Origin of the sequence: Streptomyces lydicus, from assembly GCF_001729485.1 — a bacterium.
In the GTDB taxonomy this organism is placed as follows: Bacteria; Actinomycetota; Actinomycetes; order Streptomycetales; family Streptomycetaceae; genus Streptomyces; species Streptomyces lydicus_D.
On sequence record NZ_CP017157.1, the window covers coordinates 7850061 to 7865811 of the forward strand.

At 72.3% G+C, this 15751-nt stretch carries 13 protein-coding genes; 2 read left to right on the forward strand and 11 right to left on the reverse strand.

Features of this window, described 5'->3' with window-relative positions:
- Positions 1–71: 71 nt before the first annotated feature.
- Entirely contained in the window at positions 72–1364 is a 1293-nt protein-coding gene (locus tag SL103_RS34010; RefSeq protein ID WP_069572827.1) for a cytochrome P450 family protein, read from the forward strand.
- Positions 1365–1473: 109 nt separating this feature from the next.
- Here the strand turns inward: SL103_RS34010 and SL103_RS34015 are convergent, their stop codons facing one another.
- Positions 1474–2511 carry a hypothetical protein gene (locus SL103_RS34015; RefSeq protein ID WP_244304105.1) on the reverse strand — a complete coding sequence of 346 codons (1038 nt, stop codon included), beginning with the start codon at positions 2509–2511 and terminating at the stop codon, positions 1474–1476.
- A 192-nt stretch (positions 2512–2703) separates the two neighbouring features.
- Positions 2704–3537, reverse strand: a complete 834-nt coding sequence (locus SL103_RS34020; RefSeq protein ID WP_069572829.1) for a class I SAM-dependent methyltransferase — start codon at positions 3535–3537, stop codon at positions 2704–2706.
- A 69-nt stretch (positions 3538–3606) separates the two neighbouring features.
- Here SL103_RS34020 and SL103_RS34025 point away from each other — a divergent pair, with 69 nt between their 5' ends.
- A complete protein-coding gene (locus SL103_RS34025) occupies positions 3607–5541 on the forward strand; it encodes a S9 family peptidase (RefSeq protein ID WP_432215379.1) in 1935 nt (644 codons plus the stop codon).
- Positions 5542–5629: 88 nt separating this feature from the next.
- Here the strand turns inward: SL103_RS34025 and SL103_RS34030 are convergent, their stop codons facing one another.
- The 9 genes from SL103_RS34030 to SL103_RS34070 all read right to left on the reverse strand — a co-directional run bounded on the left by SL103_RS34030 (position 5630) and on the right by SL103_RS34070 (position 15579).
- Positions 5630–6907, reverse strand: a complete 1278-nt coding sequence (locus tag SL103_RS34030; RefSeq protein WP_244304106.1) for a cation diffusion facilitator family transporter — start codon at positions 6905–6907, stop codon at positions 5630–5632.
- A gap of 163 nt (positions 6908–7070) precedes the next feature.
- The gene (locus tag SL103_RS34035) at positions 7071–8012 is read right to left on the reverse strand and encodes an SURF1 family protein (RefSeq protein WP_079146127.1); all 942 of its coding nucleotides are present in this window, start codon (positions 8010–8012) and stop codon (positions 7071–7073) included.
- A gap of 230 nt (positions 8013–8242) precedes the next feature.
- On the reverse strand, positions 8243–9976 hold the full coding sequence (locus SL103_RS39075; protein ID WP_244304107.1) for a hypothetical protein: 1734 nt from the start codon (positions 9974–9976) through the stop codon (positions 8243–8245).
- On the reverse strand, positions 9973–10635 hold the full coding sequence (locus SL103_RS34045) for a SigE family RNA polymerase sigma factor (RefSeq protein ID WP_208870008.1): 663 nt from the start codon (positions 10633–10635) through the stop codon (positions 9973–9975). The genes SL103_RS39075 and SL103_RS34045 overlap by 4 nt, the downstream gene beginning before the upstream one ends.
- Positions 10636–11178: 543 nt before the next feature.
- Complete coding sequence (locus tag SL103_RS34050; RefSeq protein ID WP_079146128.1) at positions 11179–12294, reverse strand: aspartate-semialdehyde dehydrogenase; 1116 nt, start codon at positions 12292–12294, stop codon at positions 11179–11181.
- Positions 12291–13562 (reverse strand): aspartate kinase, encoded by a 1272-nt coding sequence (locus SL103_RS34055; RefSeq protein WP_069572832.1) that lies wholly within the window; start codon positions 13560–13562, stop codon positions 12291–12293. The genes SL103_RS34050 and SL103_RS34055 overlap by 4 nt, the downstream gene beginning before the upstream one ends.
- A gap of 324 nt (positions 13563–13886) precedes the next feature.
- Positions 13887–14585, reverse strand: a complete 699-nt coding sequence (locus SL103_RS34060; protein WP_069572833.1) for a DUF5063 domain-containing protein — start codon at positions 14583–14585, stop codon at positions 13887–13889.
- Positions 14578–15177, reverse strand: a complete 600-nt coding sequence (gene recR / locus SL103_RS34065; RefSeq protein ID WP_006604196.1) for a recombination mediator RecR — start codon at positions 15175–15177, stop codon at positions 14578–14580. Before recR ends, SL103_RS34060 begins: the two co-directional genes overlap by 8 nt.
- Before the next feature lie 51 nt (positions 15178–15228).
- Positions 15229–15579: a YbaB/EbfC family nucleoid-associated protein gene (locus SL103_RS34070; protein WP_079146129.1), complete on the reverse strand. Its 351-nt coding sequence runs from the start codon at positions 15577–15579 to the stop codon at positions 15229–15231.
- Positions 15580–15751 lie beyond the last annotated feature (172 nt).

A 15751-nucleotide genomic window follows, 5' to 3' on the forward strand; every position in this document is an offset into this window, starting at 1 on the left:
CGCCCGCACCACGGGCACCGCGCCGGGCCCGCCCCGACTCACCGCCACTCCCAACCGGAGGAGAACGAACGATGTCGGCATTACCCAGCAACGCGTTCACCGAGCACGTCGGCAAGCACCCCGGCGAGCCGAACCTGATGGACCCCGCGCTGATCAGTGACCCGTTCGCGGGTTACGGCGCGCTGCGCGAGCAGGGCCCGGTCGTGCGGGGACGGTTCCTGGACGACTCACCCGTGTGGTTCGTGACGCGCTTCGAGGAGGTCCGCGAGGTCCTGCGCGACCAGCGGTTCCTGAACAATCCGGTCTCCTCGGCGCTGGGCGCGGCCCCCGAGGACACCCCGATGTCCCGGCTGATGGACATGATGGGTTTCCCCGAGCACCTGCGCGTCTATCTGCTCGGCTCGATCCTCAACAACGACGCCCCCGACCACACCCGGCTGCGCCGCCTGGTCTCCCGGGCCTTCACCGCGCGGAAGATCACCGGTCTGCGGCCGCGCGTCGCGCAGATAGCCGACGAGCTGCTGGCCCGCCTGCCGGAGCACGCCGAGGACGGCGTCGTCGACCTGATCCAGCACTTCGCCTACCCCCTGCCGATCACCGTCATCTGCGAGCTGGTCGGCATCCCCGAGGAGGACCGCCCGCAGTGGCGCGCCTGGGGTGCCGACCTGGTCTCGCTCCAGCCGGACCGGCTGAGCCGGTCCTTCCCGGCGATGATCGACCACATCCACGAGCTGATCGGGGCGCGCCGCCGGGCGCTCACCGACGACCTGCTCAGCGAGCTGATCCGGACCCATGACGACGACGGCAGCCGGCTCAGCGACGTCGAGATGGTCACCATGGTCCTCACCGTCGTGCTGGCCGGCCACGAGACCACCGCGCACCTCATCGGCAACGGCACGGCGGCCCTGCTCACCCACCCCGACCAGCTGCGGCTGCTCAAGGACGACCCGGCGCTGCTGCCGCGCGCGGTGCACGAGTTGATGCGCTGGTGCGGCCCGGTGCACATGACGCAGCTGCGCTACGCCGCCGAGGACGTCGAGCTGGCGGGCGTCCGGATCCGCCAGGGGGACGCCGTCCAGCTCATCCTGGTCTCGGCGAACCGCGACCCGCGCCACTACGCCGACCCCGACCGCCTGGACCTGACCCGGCACCCCGCCGGCCACGCCGAGAACCACGTGGGGTTCGGTCACGGGGCGCACTACTGTCTGGGCGCGACGCTCGCCAAACAGGAGGGCGAGGTCGCCTTGGGCGCCTTGTTCCGGCGTTTCCCCGACCTGTCATTGGCCGTCGCGCCGGACGCCCTGGAGCGCACGCCGGTGCCGGGCAGCTGGCGGCTGAACGCGCTGCCCCTGCGCCTGCGCTGAGCCACCACCGGTGCGGGGCCGCCACCGCCCCGCACCGTCAACCACCGCCCCGGGCCGCGCACTTGCGGCCGTCGCCTGCTCCCCGGCGCCGCCCACTTCCCGCCGACTTCTACTTCCCGCCGTCGACCTGCGCCCGCCAGGTGACCGACGGGGAGTCGTGGCCGTCACCGGTGAAGACGACGGCGGCCGGGGTGTCGCCCTTCGGCAGCAGGTGGACGGAGCACTCGGTGACCACGCCGTTCGGCTTCACCATCTTGTCGGGGACGGCCGCGGGGCATTTCGCGACCCCGGGGCCGCCGATGTCGATCAGCGTCATCTTCTGCACGGTCCGGCCGCCGGTGGTCCGCAGCGTCACGCCGTCACTCATGCTCGGCAGCACGTCGTACTTGCCGCTGTTGCGGTACTGCATCGTGACGTAGTACGGGGTCATCTTCTTCTGGTCCGCGTCCAGGTCGAAGCGGCTCAGGTCGGCGAGCGAGCCGGTCCGCACACCCTTGGGGGTGATGCGCAGCGACACGGGGCGGTCGCGGCTGTCCGTGGTGATGCCGTCGGCGGGCATGTCGGGGTCCAGCACCCCGCCGGGGCCGCCCTTGGCGCCGCCGACCTGCCACATGAGGGTGTCACCGCCGTCGTCCTTGTAGGAGACGGTGGCCGGCTGCTGGCTCTTGGGCAGCATGAAGATCTGGCAGATCGCGGCGGTGGCCCCGGCCGCCAGCTCGGACTTGCCGCTCTCGCGGCACTCGGGCGGCAGCCCGGAGCCGGTGGCGAGGGGGTTGGACCGGAACAGCGAGACGGCCTGGGCGGCCTGGCCGTCGGTGCCGTTGACGGAGAAGTTCCGCTCCGGCGACAGGTTCTTCACCGTGCCCTTGCCGGTGTTGGTGTAGGAGAAGGTGAGGTAGTACGGCACCATCCCCTTCAGGTCGCCGTCCAGCCGGATGTGCGACAGGTCGGAGTCGGAGCCGCGGGCCAGCCGGGTGGGCGTGAGCCGCAGGGGATGCGCCGTGTGGTCGGTGCCGGTCCAGGTGGCCCGGCGCGGCGTGGGCTTCATCGGCAGCGGCTTGGCGGGCGTGACGGATTCGGCCGCTGCCGGCTGCCGGCCGGCGTCCCCGCCCGCGCATCCCACCGCCAGCAGCATGAGCGCGCTCATGCCCGCGGCACCCGCGAGACGTATCGGCATCCGCACAACTGACCCCCGTCGTTCCGTTCCGTGCGGCGCCCGGCCGCACGGCGTTGGCTCGTCCCTCTCGCCCGGCGGCCGCCGCGCGGGACGTCGCGCGGCAGCGCCGGGCCGACAGATTAGCCGCCGCGTGCGGGGCCGGCGGCGCCGCCCCGGCGGGTGTCAGCGCGGGCGGCGGGCCCGCAGCGAGTACATCAGCGGGACGCGGGGACGGTCGCCGGGGAACCGGTAGAAGCCGTCGTCGGCCCGCCGCAGCGCGCCGAAGCGCTGGAACATCGTCAGGTCGTGCTCGTGCAGGAACTCCAGGTGCAGGCCGGCGCCGGCCAGGGCGGAGACCACCTCGCCGATCGGGTGCTGCCATTCGACGCTGCGGTTGTTGACCGTCGGCGCGTCGAAGTCGGTGTAGCTGCCGGGCACTTCGTCGACCCAGGCGTCGCGGCTGAAGTAGTCGTGGACGATGCGCGAGCCGGTCTCGTCGTCCAGGGCGTCGCACAGCGGGTGGAACTCGGCGAGGTAGAGGAAGCCGCCGGGCGCGACGAGCGAGGCGGCGGTGTCGGCCCACCGCTCCAGGTCCGGCAGCCAGTTCAGGGCGCCGATGCCGGTGTAGACGATGTCGTAGGCATCGTCCGGGACGGCTTCGGCGGCGTCGTAGACGTCGGCGGCGACGAACGCCGCGCGGTCCGGGCCGTAGCCGAGTTCGGCGGCGAGTTCGCGCGCTGCCTCGACGGCCGGTTCGGAGAAGTCCAGGCCGACGACGCGGGCGGCGCCGCGGTGGGCCCAGGAGAGGGTGTCCTGGCCGAAGTGGCACTGGAGGTGCAGCAGGGACCGGCCGGTGACGTCACCGACCTCGGCGGTCTCGAAGGCCCGGAGTACGTCCCGGACCCGGCGGAACCGGTCCTGGTCGTAAAAATCGCTCGCGGTGTGGAGGGCGACCCGCTCGTCCCACCTGGCGCGATTGGCTTCCCGCCAGTCGTCGGGGCCGTTGTGTCTTCGCATATCACGAAGTTATCCACAGGCTTGGGGCCCTCGCCAACGCATTTGGGCTGCCGGGCGCAGAATGGGCCCATGACTGACGAGACGACCGCGGGCCCCGACCACTCCACCGAGCCGAACCCTCCGACGACCGAAGCCGGCCGCTCCTCCGTGACGGTGTCGGGCCAGGCCGCCCCGATAGCGGGCGACGCCGTGCCGGACTGGGAGAAGCGCTTCCGCGCCCCGCGGATCGGGCTGCCGGACTGGGCCGAGGACGCCCCGGACCGCTCCCTGTTCGTCTCGAACGCCACCGGCACCTTCGAGCTGTACGCCTGGGACCGGGCGACCGGCCGGCAGCGCCAGGCCACGGACCGGCCGAACGGCACGACGGACGGCACACTGTCGCCGGACGGCGAGTGGATCTGGTGGTTCTCGGACACCGACGGCGACGAGTTCGGCGTCTGGATGCGGCAGCCGTTCGCCGGCGGCCCGGACGAGCCCGCCACCCCGGGTCTCGACCCGTCGTACCCGGGGGGTCTGGCGATCGGCCGGGACGGCACGGCGGTCGTCGGGCGCTCGACCGACGAGGACGGCTCGACGGTCCACCTCGTCCGGCCGGGGCAGCCGCCGGTGGAGATCTACCGCCACCGCGAGTCGGCGGGCGTCGGTGATCTCTCGCACGACGGCTCGCTGATCGCCCTGGAGCACACCGAGCACGGCGACGCGATGCACTCCGCGATCCGTGTGGTGCGCGCGGACGGCTCCACGGTCGCGGAGCTGGACGACACCAAGGGCGGGACCGAGGAGCTGGGCCTGTCGGTGATGGGTTTCGCACCGGTGGACGGTGACTCCCGGCTGCTGGTGGGACATCAGCGGCGGGGCCGCTGGGAGCCCATGATCTGGGACCCGCTGACGGGCGTGGAGACGCCGCTGGAGATCGACCTCCCCGGCGATGTGGGCGCCGACTGGTATCCGGACGGCTCCGCCCTGCTGGTGGAGCACGAATACCAGGCGCGCAGCGAGCTGTGGCGCTTCGACCTGTCCGGCGCGGCCGGCCGGTCCCTGACCCGGGTCGAGACCCCGGCCGGCACGGTCTCCGGCGCGACGGCGCGGCCGGACGGCACCGTCGAGTTCCTCTGGTCGTCGGCCGCCCAGCCGCCGGAGGTCCGTTCGACCAGCGGCAAGGTCGTCCTGGACCCGCCCGGCGCGGCGGCACCCGCCTCGGTGGCGGTGCGGGACGTGTGGGTGGAGGGCCCCGGCGGCCGGATCCACGCCCTGGTCCAGCAGCCGCCCGGGGAGGGCCCCTTCCCCACGGTCTTCGACATCCACGGCGGTCCGACCTGGCACGACAGCGATGCCTTCGCCTCGTCCCCGGCGGCCTGGGTGGACCACGGCTTCGCGGTCGTCCGCGTCAACTACCGCGGCTCGACGGGCTACGGCCGGGCGTGGACGGACGCCCTGAAGCACCGCGTGGGCCTGATCGAGCTGGAGGACATCGCCGCGGTGCGCGCGTGGGCGGTGTCGTCCGGTCTGGCGGATCCGGAGCGGCTGGTGCTGGCGGGCGGCTCCTGGGGCGGCTATCTCACCCTGCTGGGCCTCGGCACGCAGCCGGACGCGTGGGCCGTGGGCCTGGCGGCGGTCCCGGTCGCGGACTACGTCACGGCGTACAACGACGAGATGGAGGCCCTCAAGGCGATGGACCGCACCCTCCTGGGCGGCACCCCCGAGGAGGTCCCCGAGCGCTTCGAGGCGTCGTCCCCGCTGACCTACGTCGAGGCGGTCCGGGCCCCCGTCTACATCTCCGCGGGCGTCAACGACCCCCGCTGCCCGATCCGGCAGGTGGAGAACTACGTCAAGCGGCTGGAGCAGCGCGGCCACCCGCACGAGGTCTACCGCTATGACGCCGGTCATGGCTCCCTCGTGGTGGAGGAGCGCATCAAGCAGGTCCGCCTGGAACTCGACTTCGCCCAACGCCACCTCAAGCCCGGCACCGACCACCCCGAGCCCGCCACGAACCAGCAGCACTGACCCGGAGGCCGACTGACGCCCCCCGGAGGACACGAAAAACACGGAGCGGAACCGGACCCCGACCGGAAGGAGAAGAACAAGCCCTCGCTCAGGCGGCGCTGTGAGGGGCGTGATGGGCGAGGGCGGCATGCGGGTCCGTGCCCGCGGCGGCGGTGTGGTCGGTGTGCACGGTCGCGGCCGTGAGCCGGGGCACGGCGTGGATCAGAGCGTGTTCCGCGGCGACGGCGAGGGCGTGCGCCTGCACCACCGTCAGAGCGGAGTCGACGACGATCTCGGCCTCGGCGCGCAGGCGGTGCCCGATCCACCGCATGCGGACCTGCCCGATGCCGCGCACGCCTTCCACGGCGTGCAGGGCGTTCTCCGCGGTGTCGAGGAGCGCGGGATCGACGGAGTCCATCAGGCGCCGGTAGACCTCGCGGGCCGCGTCCCGCAGCACCATGAGGATGGCGGCGGTGATGAGCAGACCGATGAGGGGGTCGGCCAGGCGCCAGCCGAGGGCGGTGCCGCCGGCGCCGAGGAGTACGGCGAGGGAGGTGAAGCCGTCGGTGCGGGCGTGCAGGCCGTCGGCGACCAGGGCGGCGGAGCCGATCCTGCGGCCGGTGCGGATGCGGTAGCGGGCCACCCACTCGTTGCCGACGAACCCGGCCACGGCGGCGAGGGCCACCGCCCACAGGTGCGTCACCTCATGGGGGTGCAGCAGACGATCGACCGCCTCGTAGGCGGCCAGGAGGGAGGAGACCGCGATGGTCAGCACGATGGCGATACCCGCGAGGTCCTCGGCACGGCCGTAGCCGTAGGTGTAGCGGCGGTTTGCGGCCCGGCGGCCGAGGACGAAGGCGATGCCCAGGGGCACCGCGGTGAGGGCGTCGGCACCGTTGTGGAGGGTGTCACCGAGCAGCGCCACCGACCCCGACACCGCGACGATCGCCGCCTGCACCGCGCAGGTCAGCCCCAGCACCCCGAGCGACAGCCACAGCGTGCGCATGCCCTCTCGTGAGGTCTCCATCGCCGCATCGACCTTGTCCACGGTCTCGTGACTGTGCGGCACGACCACATGCCCGACCCGATGCCGCACCCGCGCCCACCACGCGCCGTGCCGGTGCGCGTGCCCACGCGAAGCCTCCGGCCCGCCACGCGACCCGGCGTGCGGGTGGACGACGCTGGGAACGTGGTGGGCGTCGTGGGCGTCGTGGCCGGCGCGAACGTGGTGCGCGTCGTGCGGGTAGCCGCCGCCCTGGCTGAGGGTCTCGCCGCCGGCCTTGCGCGGGTGGTGGCCGGCGCCATGGCCGACGGGGCCGTGGCCGGTGTCGGCGTCGTGCGGGGCGTGGCGATCAGGACCGTGCGGATGCGGGTGCTTGCCTGCCATACGGCCTACCGTGGCACGCCGATCGCATTGCGGCTACAACGGTCATACGCCCGACGACCAGGTGCGACACCGTCGCAAAAAAAAGGGGGGCAAGGGGGAGGGGTGGGGTGGGGGCGGGGGGGGAGGCCCCCCCCGGGGAGCGCAACCGCGCCCCCCCACCCGCTCACCCCCGCCCCGCCCCCGCCTCTGCCCCCGCATCTGCCTCTGCCTCTGCCTCGACCTCGGCTCCCGCCCCAGCGTCCGTCTCCGGTGCAGGCTTCGCCTCGGCCTTCGCCTCCGCCTCCGCCTCCGGCGCAAGCGCCCGCTCCGCCTCCCCCTCCGGCAGGAGGCCCAGGGCCGCGTCCTTGGCCGCTTCGGCCTCGCGGCGGAAGAGGCGGAACCACATGAAGACGACGAAGCCGGCGAAGACGAACCACTCCCCGGTGTAGCCGAGGTTCTGGAACGCCTTGAGGTCCAGGCCGCTGCCCTCGGCCGCGGCCGGCGGGACGGCGCGCAGCGGGGCCTGGGCGTCGGTGAGCGTGATCCAGGCGTCGTAGACCTCGTACGGCACGATGTTGACCAGCGAAGCGGCGCTGATCATGCCGAGCTGCCCCTGCGGCAGGCCGCCGCCCGCCTGTACGCCGTCGGTCCCCTGGTTCTCGGAAGCCTGCAGCGCGCCGGTGACCGTCACTTCGCCCTTGGGCGGCGCCGGCACCTTCGCCGTATCGGTCTTCGCGCCGGCGTCGCCGGGCAGCCAGCCCCGTACGACCGGGAGGGCCTTGCCGTGGTCCGTACGCAGCAGGCTGAGGACGTAGAAGCCCTGTCGCTCGCCGTGGTTGTCCTTCAACGTGCGGCTCGGTACGAGCAGTTGGTGACCGGTGTCGTAGTGTCCGCGGGCGCTGGCCTGCCGTCCCGACGTGATCTTGTCGACCGGGAGCAGGCTCTCGACCGGGCGGGCCGCCGCGGTCTTGGCACGGTCGGAGCGGTCCTCCTGCTGCTGGTGGGTGGCGACGCGGTCCTCGAAGCGACCCAGCTGCCAGCTGCCCATGAAGATGCAGAAGGGGATCGCCAGTACGGCGAAGACGTTGATTCCCCACCACCGCGGGGTCAGCAGGAATCGGTACACGCCCTCAACGGTACGGGTCCCGCCCGGCGCGACCGCACCGCCCCCTCCGGGGCGGACCCGCAGCCGCCGCCCGGCAGCCGCTCCACAGCCCCTCGGATCACCGGGTCACCCCACCGGCCTCGGCGGACCCACCGGCCCCGACCTCACACCGCGCCGGCCCGCGGCCCCGGCGCCCCACACACGGGCGTCGCCCCCCCGGCCCGGCCCCGCACCGTCCCTCCGGCCCGGCCTCACTGCGCCGCCAGCGCCTCCGTGCGGTAGACCGTGCCCGCGCAGGCGTCGGAGACCTTGGCGTCCGCCGCCGTGGGCTCACCGGCCTCCGGCGTATGGCTGAGAACGATCCCTCCGGACGCCGCCCCGCCGCCGCCCGCGGTCCCCTCGTCGCCGCCCGCCTGGCTGCCGCCGCTGCTGCCGTCACCGGCCGTGGTGGCCCCGGCGTCCGGGGACTGCCCCGGGTCCTTGGTGGGGTCGGGCGTCGGCGAGGGTCCCGGGCTGACGCACCCGGTGGTGCCGCCCCCGGACTCCGGGATCCAGGCGAACTGCACCTCGTACGCCTCGCCCGGCTTGAGCACGAGCTTGTCAGGGGTGGTGGCCGGGTCGGGCAGACCGGTCGCCTCATCACCCGACGTGTGGTCGACGACGTGGATGCGGTCGGGGTTGGTGCTGCCCTGGGCGACCACGCCGACGGTGCCGCCGCCCTCGACGGAGCAGGCGGCGCCGGAGGTGTTCACCACGCGGAACGAGCCGTAGACGCGGCCCGCGGAGTCGGCCGGGCGGACCGTGCCGGTGCCCTGCCCGAGCTGGTCGCGGGAGCAGGCCGGCGAGGTGACGTCCATGGTCTCGTCCGGAGCCGGGGTACCCGCCCCGGCGCCGTGGCCCGCGCCGTTCTTCTCGGTGGTCCTGCCCTTGCCCGCGGGCTCGTCCGCGCCGGGCTTCGTGCCGTCCCTGCCGGGCGGCCGCGGTCCGGCCTGTTCGGTGCCCTCCCCGTGCGCGCCCTCCGCGCCGTTCTGCGCGCTCTGGCTGCTCGCGGCGTTGGCGGCCCGGTCGGGGGCGCCGTCGGCGAGGTTGGCGACGTGGACCATGGCCGGGATGGACGTGCCGCCGAGCAGCAGCGCGGCGGCCGCGCCCACGAGGGCGTGCCGGCGGCGCTGACGGCGTGCGGGGACCGCGCGGCGCAGCTGGTCCAGTGCGTCCGGTGCCGGTTCGAGGTCGCCGACGCGGGACTGCAGCAGTCGCCGCAGGTCGTCCTCGTCGCCGAAGCCGCCGCCGGAACCGCCCGTGGGATGGCTGCGTCCGTGGTCGCGCCCGTCGCCGCTGCCGCGCCCTCGGCCGCTCCCGCCGCCGAAGGCGACCTCGGCACCCGTGTCGCGGTCGTGCGTCTCGTCGCCGGGCGTCGCGCGCCCGTGCCCCGCCCGGCCGCGCACGCCCCTGTCGTACGCCTCGCCGCCGTAGGTCTCTTCGTCGTAGGTGTCTCCGTCGTACGCGTCGCCGGACGGCTCACCGTGCCGCGCCCCGGCGCCGTACGCGTCGCCCTCCCGGACGAGCGCCGTCAGCCGCGCCCAGCCGTCCTGCGCGCGATCACCGGCGGAGTCACGGCCACCGGCGGAGTCACGGTCGCGGTCGCGGCCACGGGCGACGCCACCGTCCCGCTCGGCGTCACGGCGGCCCGCAGCACCGGCCCCGGGTGCCGCGCCGGCCCCTGGTTCCGTGCCACGTCCCGCGCCGGCCCTACGTTCCGTACCGGCCACCGAGCTGTCCGTGACACCGATGTCATCGCCCGCTTCCCCGGACGGGTCGCACGGGACGCCCCCCTGCCCCGCGTCCGGGCCGTCCGCCCCGTCGGGGCCCACCAGGCCGTCCAAACCCTCCGGACGGTTCGGAGCGCCCGCGGGGAACGAGCCGTTCCGGCCGTACGCCTGGCCGCTCCCGTACGTCTTGCCGCTCCCGTACGTCTTGCCACTCATGCCGGAGCCTCCATCGCGACGCGGAGCGCCGCGATACCGCGCGAGCCGTACGCCTTGACCGAGCCGAGCGATATGCCCAGCGTCTGGGCCACCTGCGCCTCGGTCATATCGGCGAAGTAGCGCAGCACCAGCACCTCGCGCTGCCGGCGCTGCAGTCCGCGCATCGCCTTGATCAGCTGATCGCGCTCCAGCAGGTCGTACGCGCCCTCCTCGGCGCTGGCCATGTCGGGCATCGGCTTGGACAGCAGCTTGAGTCCGAGGATGCGGCGGCGCAGCGCGGAGCGGGAGAGATTGACGACGGTCTGCCGGAGGTAGGCGAGGGTCTTGTCGGGTTCGCGCACCCGCCCGCGCGCGGAGTGCACGCGGATGAAGGCTTCCTGGACGACGTCCTCGCAGGAGGCGGTGTCGTCGAGGAGCAGCGCCGCGAGACCGAGCAGCGAGCGGTAGTGCGCGCGGTAGGTCTCCGTGAGGTGGTCGACTGTGGTGCCCGCTGCCATCGCCTCGTCAGTGTCCCCACGCTGAGAAGGAAGCTGCGCGGGACGCGTGGTGGGCCAGGGGGCGATCACCGGCATGCCCCCGGCCGTGCGGGGCCGACGGGGACGCGCCGGCGCCCCTGCGGCGCCCACTGGCGCGATCGTGAATCCGAGTACCTCTGCCACGCCTGTTGGACACGCTTCCCCCTGTAAGGGTTGTACGCGCAAGGCACCGCTTTTGACGGTGCATCAAATGCCCTCATGCGTACCAGCTCTTCCCGAATGCCCTATTCATCCCGACGCGTTGCCCGACGCCCGAGGGCCCGCCAAGCGGCCCGCGGACATCCCGGACCACCCCCTGAGGGCGGCCACAAAGACGCTCCCCGCCCAACTGCCGGTTGCAGTGTGGCGGGGAGCGAATGGTCGAACAGATCGTCAGCCCAGATCAAGAGGTCTGGGCCAGCAATTCGCTCACAGAATCTTCACACGACCCGCAAAGTATCTCCCAGGCGGTCCACCCGCGACGGTCAATTACGCCAAGTCGCGCTCTCCGCACGGCTGGTACTCGCCCCACCGGGCGCGGTGACCTCACGCCCCTCACCGGCCACGGCCCGGCACACCCACTCAGCAGCACGGCACACCCATAGTGCGCCCACTCAGCAGCACGGCACACCCACAGTGCATCCGCTCGACACGGGCCCGGAGCCCGGCGGCGCGGCCCGCCGCCGGCTACCGCCGCAGCTCCCCCGCCAGCAACTCGCCGATCTGCGCGGCGTTCAGCGCCGCGCCCTTGCGCAGATTGTCCCCGCAGACGAACAGCTCCAGCGCCCGCGGATCGTCCAGCGAGCGCCGCACCCGGCCGACCCAGGTCGGGTCCGTACCGACGACGTCGGACGGAGTGGGGTACTCCTCCTCCGCCGGGTCGTCACACAGCACGACCCCCGGCGCCGCGGCCAGGATCTCGTGCGCGCCGGCGACCGTGACCTCGTTCTCGAACCGCGCGTGCACGGCGAGCGAGTGGGTCGTCAGCACCGGCACCCGCACACAGGTCGCGGTGACCGGCAGCTCCGGCATCCCCAGGATCTTGCGGGTCTCGTTCCGGACCTTGAGCTCCTCGGAGGACCAACCGTCCTCCTGGAGCGTGCCGGCCCAGGGCACCACGTTGAGCGCGATCGGGGCCGGAAACGGCCCCAGCGTGTCCCCGACGGCCCGTCGCACGTCGCCGGGCTTCGCGCCCAGTTCCGTACCGCACACCGCCGACAGCTGCGCCCGCAGCGTGTCCACGCCGGCCTTCCCCACCCCGGAGACGGCCTGGTACGAGGAGACGATCAGCTCGCTCAACCCGTACTCGGCGTGCAGCGCGCCCAGCGCGACGATCATCGACAGCGTGGTGCAGTTGGGGTTGGCGATGATGCCGCGCGGGCGTACCCGCGCGGTGTGCGCATTGACCTCGGGAACGACCAGCGGCACGTCCGGATCCATCCGGAACGCGCCGGAATTGTCCACGACCACCGCGCCCTTGGACACCGCGACCGGCACCCACTGCGCGGCGACCTCGTCGGGGACGTCGAACATCGCGACGTCGATGCCGTTGAAGGCATCCTCGCCCAGTGCGACGACCTCGACCTGCTCGCCCCGCACGGTCAGCTTGCGGCCGGCCGAGCGGGGTGAGGCGATCAGCCGGATCTCGCCCCAGACGTCGGCCCGCTCGGACAGGATGCCGAGCAGGACCGAGCCGACGGCGCCGGTGGCGCCGACGACGGCGAGATGCGGCTTGCGGGCCGTGCGGGCGTCCGCCCCCGCGGTGTCAGCGAGGGACGGACGGCCCGCCTCGGCCGGAATCATCGACCGGTGCCGCCATAGACCACGGCCTCGTCACTGTCCGTGTCGAGACCGAAGGCGGTGTGCACGGCGCGCACGGCCTCGTTGACGTCATCGGCGCGGGTGACGACCGAGATGCGGATCTCGGAGGTCGAGATGAGCTCGATGTTCACGCCCGCGTTCGACAGCGCCTCGAAGAACGTCGCGGTGACGCCCGGGTTGGTCTTCATGCCGGCGCCGACCAGCGAGATCTTGGCGATCTGGTCGTCGTAGCGCAGCGAGTCGAAGCCGACCGCGGCACGGGTCTTCTCCAGGGCCGCGACGGCCTTGCGGCCCTCGGTCTTGGGCAGCGTGAAGGAGATGTCGGTCAGACCGGTCGAGGCGGCCGACACGTTCTGCACGACCATGTCGATGTTGACCTCGGAGTCCGCGATCGCACGGAAGATGCGCGCGGCCTCGCCCGGCTTGTCCGGAACCCCGACGACCGTGACCTTCGCCTCGGAGGTGTCGTGTGCGACGCCCGAGATGATTGCCTGCTCCATCGGCTGGTCCCCTTGCGGTTCGTTGCTGACCCACGTGCCCTGAAGCCCCGAGAAGGACGAGCGGACGTGGATCGGGATGTTGTAACGGCGTGCGTACTCGACGCAGCGGTGCAGCAGCACCTTGGAGCCGGAGCTGGCCAGCTCCAGCATGTCCTCGAAGGAGATCCAGTCGATCTTCCGGGCCTTCTTCACGACCCGCGGGTCGGCGGTGAAGACACCGTCCACATCGGTGTAGATCTCACAGACATCGGCGTCCAGGGCGGCCGCCAGCGCGACGGCGGTCGTGTCCGACCCGCCGCGCCCCAGCGTCGTGATGTCCTTCTTGTCCTGGGACACACCCTGGAAGCCGGCGACGATGGCGATGTTGCCCTCGTCGACGGAGGTCTTGATCCGGCCCGGCGTGACATCGATGATCCGTGCCTTGTTGTGCACGGAATCGGTGATGACACCGGCCTGGCTACCGGTGAAGGACTGCGCCTCGTGTCCGAGGTTTTTGATCGCCATCGCCAGCAGGGCCATGGAGATCCGCTCTCCGGCGGTCAGCAGCATGTCGAACTCGCGCCCCGACGGAATCGGGGACACTTCCTGCGCGAGATCGATCAGCTCGTCCGTCGTGTCGCCCATCGCCGAAACCACTACGACAACCTGGTTGCCGTTCTTCTTGGCTTCGACGACTCGCTTGGCAACGCGCTTGATGCCCTCGGCATCCGCAACGGATGAGCCGCCGTACTTCTGCACGACAAGGCCCACGTGCGCTCCTCGCAACTGTCTCTTCGGGAGTTTCCTCCCGGACCCCCGGAAATGGGGGTACTGCGGTCGGCTCAGTCTAACGAGCGAGCGGAGTCCGCCCCGCTGATACCACATCCTGAGATGGCCGACTCACCGGTCGATCACGCACCGACTGGCCGCCCGCCGACCGGTCGCTCATCGAACGACCACTCACCGGCCGACCACTCATTGCACTGATCACTGTGGGTCACAGCTCGTTCCGTGGTTCCGCGTGACGCCCCATCGCGCCCGCTCGGCGGAGCACATGCCCGCTCCGCGCCCGTACACACGGAAACGTAACTCAGGTCACAGGCCCGGGCCTGCCGGGCGGACCGCCTCGGCGGTGGGTCCGCGTAGCCCCAGCGGCCGGGCGATCTCCGCCGCCATCACCCTGCCGGCCTCCTCCGCGAGCCGGTCCTCGTCACCGTCGACGCCACTGTCGGTGTCCAGACCGTCCAGCTCGTCCAGCGGCTGGTCCAGGCGTACGTGGGCGACCAGCGACTGCAGCGCGCGCAGCGCCGCCGAGGCCGTCGGGCCCCAGTTGGAGAGGTAGGAGAACTGCCACCACCACAGCGCCTCGACCACCCGCCCCGCCCGGTAGTGCGCCAGGCCGTGCCGCAGGTCGGTGATGATGTCGGCCAGATCGTCGGAGATCCGGCTGGCGACCGGCTCGCTGCGCGGGACGTACGGGTCGAAGACCTCGGAGTAGACGTCCACCGGGTCGAGCAGGTCCGCGAAACGCTCACGCAGCTCGTCGACATCCGGTTCCGGACCGGTGTCCGGTTCGTACCGCTCATCGGGGACGATGTCCTCGTGGGCGCCCAGCCGGCCGCCGGTGAGCAGCAGCTGGGAGACCTCCAGCAGCAGGAAGGGCACCGCGCTGTCCGGCTCGTCGCCCTTGGCGACCTCCGTGACGGCGACGATGAAGCTCTCGATCGAGTCGGAGATCGAAACGGCGAAGTCGTCCGGGTTCTGTGTCGCGTTGTGCAGCGTGGCGTCAGACATCGAGAAGTCTCCTCCCTTCGAAGGCCCGCCCGAGCGTGACCTCGTCGGCATACTCCAGATCGCCTCCGACCGGCAGCCCGCTCGCCAGCCGTGTCACTCTCAGCCCCATGGGTTTGATCATGCGGGCCAGATACGTGGCCGTGGCCTCGCCCTCGAGGTTCGGGTCGGTGGCCAGGATCAGCTCGGTCACGGTGCCGTCCGCGAGCCTGGCCAGCAGTTCCCGGATCCGCAGGTCGTCGGGGCCGACGCCCTCGATCGGGCTGATCGCCCCGCCGAGGACGTGGTAGCGGCCGCGGAACTCACGGGTCCGCTCGATCGCCACGACGTCCTTGGGCTCCTCCACGACACAGATGACCGCCGGATCACGCCGCGGGTCCAGGCAGACCCGGCACTGCTCCTCCTGCGCCACGTTGCCGCAGACGCTGCAGAACCGGACCTTGGCCTTGACCTCCATCAGCGCGTTCGCGAGCCGGCGGACATCGGTCGGCTCGGCCTGAAGAATGTGGAAGGCGATCCGCTGCGCGCTCTTGGGACCGACGCCGGGCAGCCTGCCCAACTCGTCGATCAGGTCCTGGACCACGCCTTCATACACGGAACGTCTTCTCTCTCTTCTGCCGTACTGCGTACGCTAGTTGGCTACTCCTCAGAAGGGGAGACCGGGGATGCCGCCGCCACCCAGGCCCTGGGCGAGCGGACCGAGCTTCTGCTGCTGGAGCTGCTGGGCGCTGGCGTTGGCGTCCCGGACGGCCGCCAGGACGAGGTCGGCGATGGTCTCGGCCGTCTCCTCCGCGGAGTCGGCGTCGATCGCCTTGGGGTCGATGACCAGGCCCTGGAGCTCACCCGAGCCGGTCACCGTGGCCTTGACGAGGCCGCCGCCCGCGGAACCCTCCACGGGCGTCTCCGCCAGCTCCTGCTGGGCGGCCGCAAGGTCCTGCTGCATCTTCTGAGCCTGCTGAAGCAGCTGCTGCATATTGGGCTGACCACCGGGGATCACGACGGAACTCCTGCCGTACGACAACGATTGGTGCGGTAGCCCGAGCCTACGTGTTTCACCGGCCCGGCGCCCTACGCCGTAGGGAGGAGCACGGGTGTACGCCCCGCGCGCGTCCACTCACCGTTCGTGTGCGACGAACACGCCCCGTGTACGGGCCGTCAGCGCCGCGCGA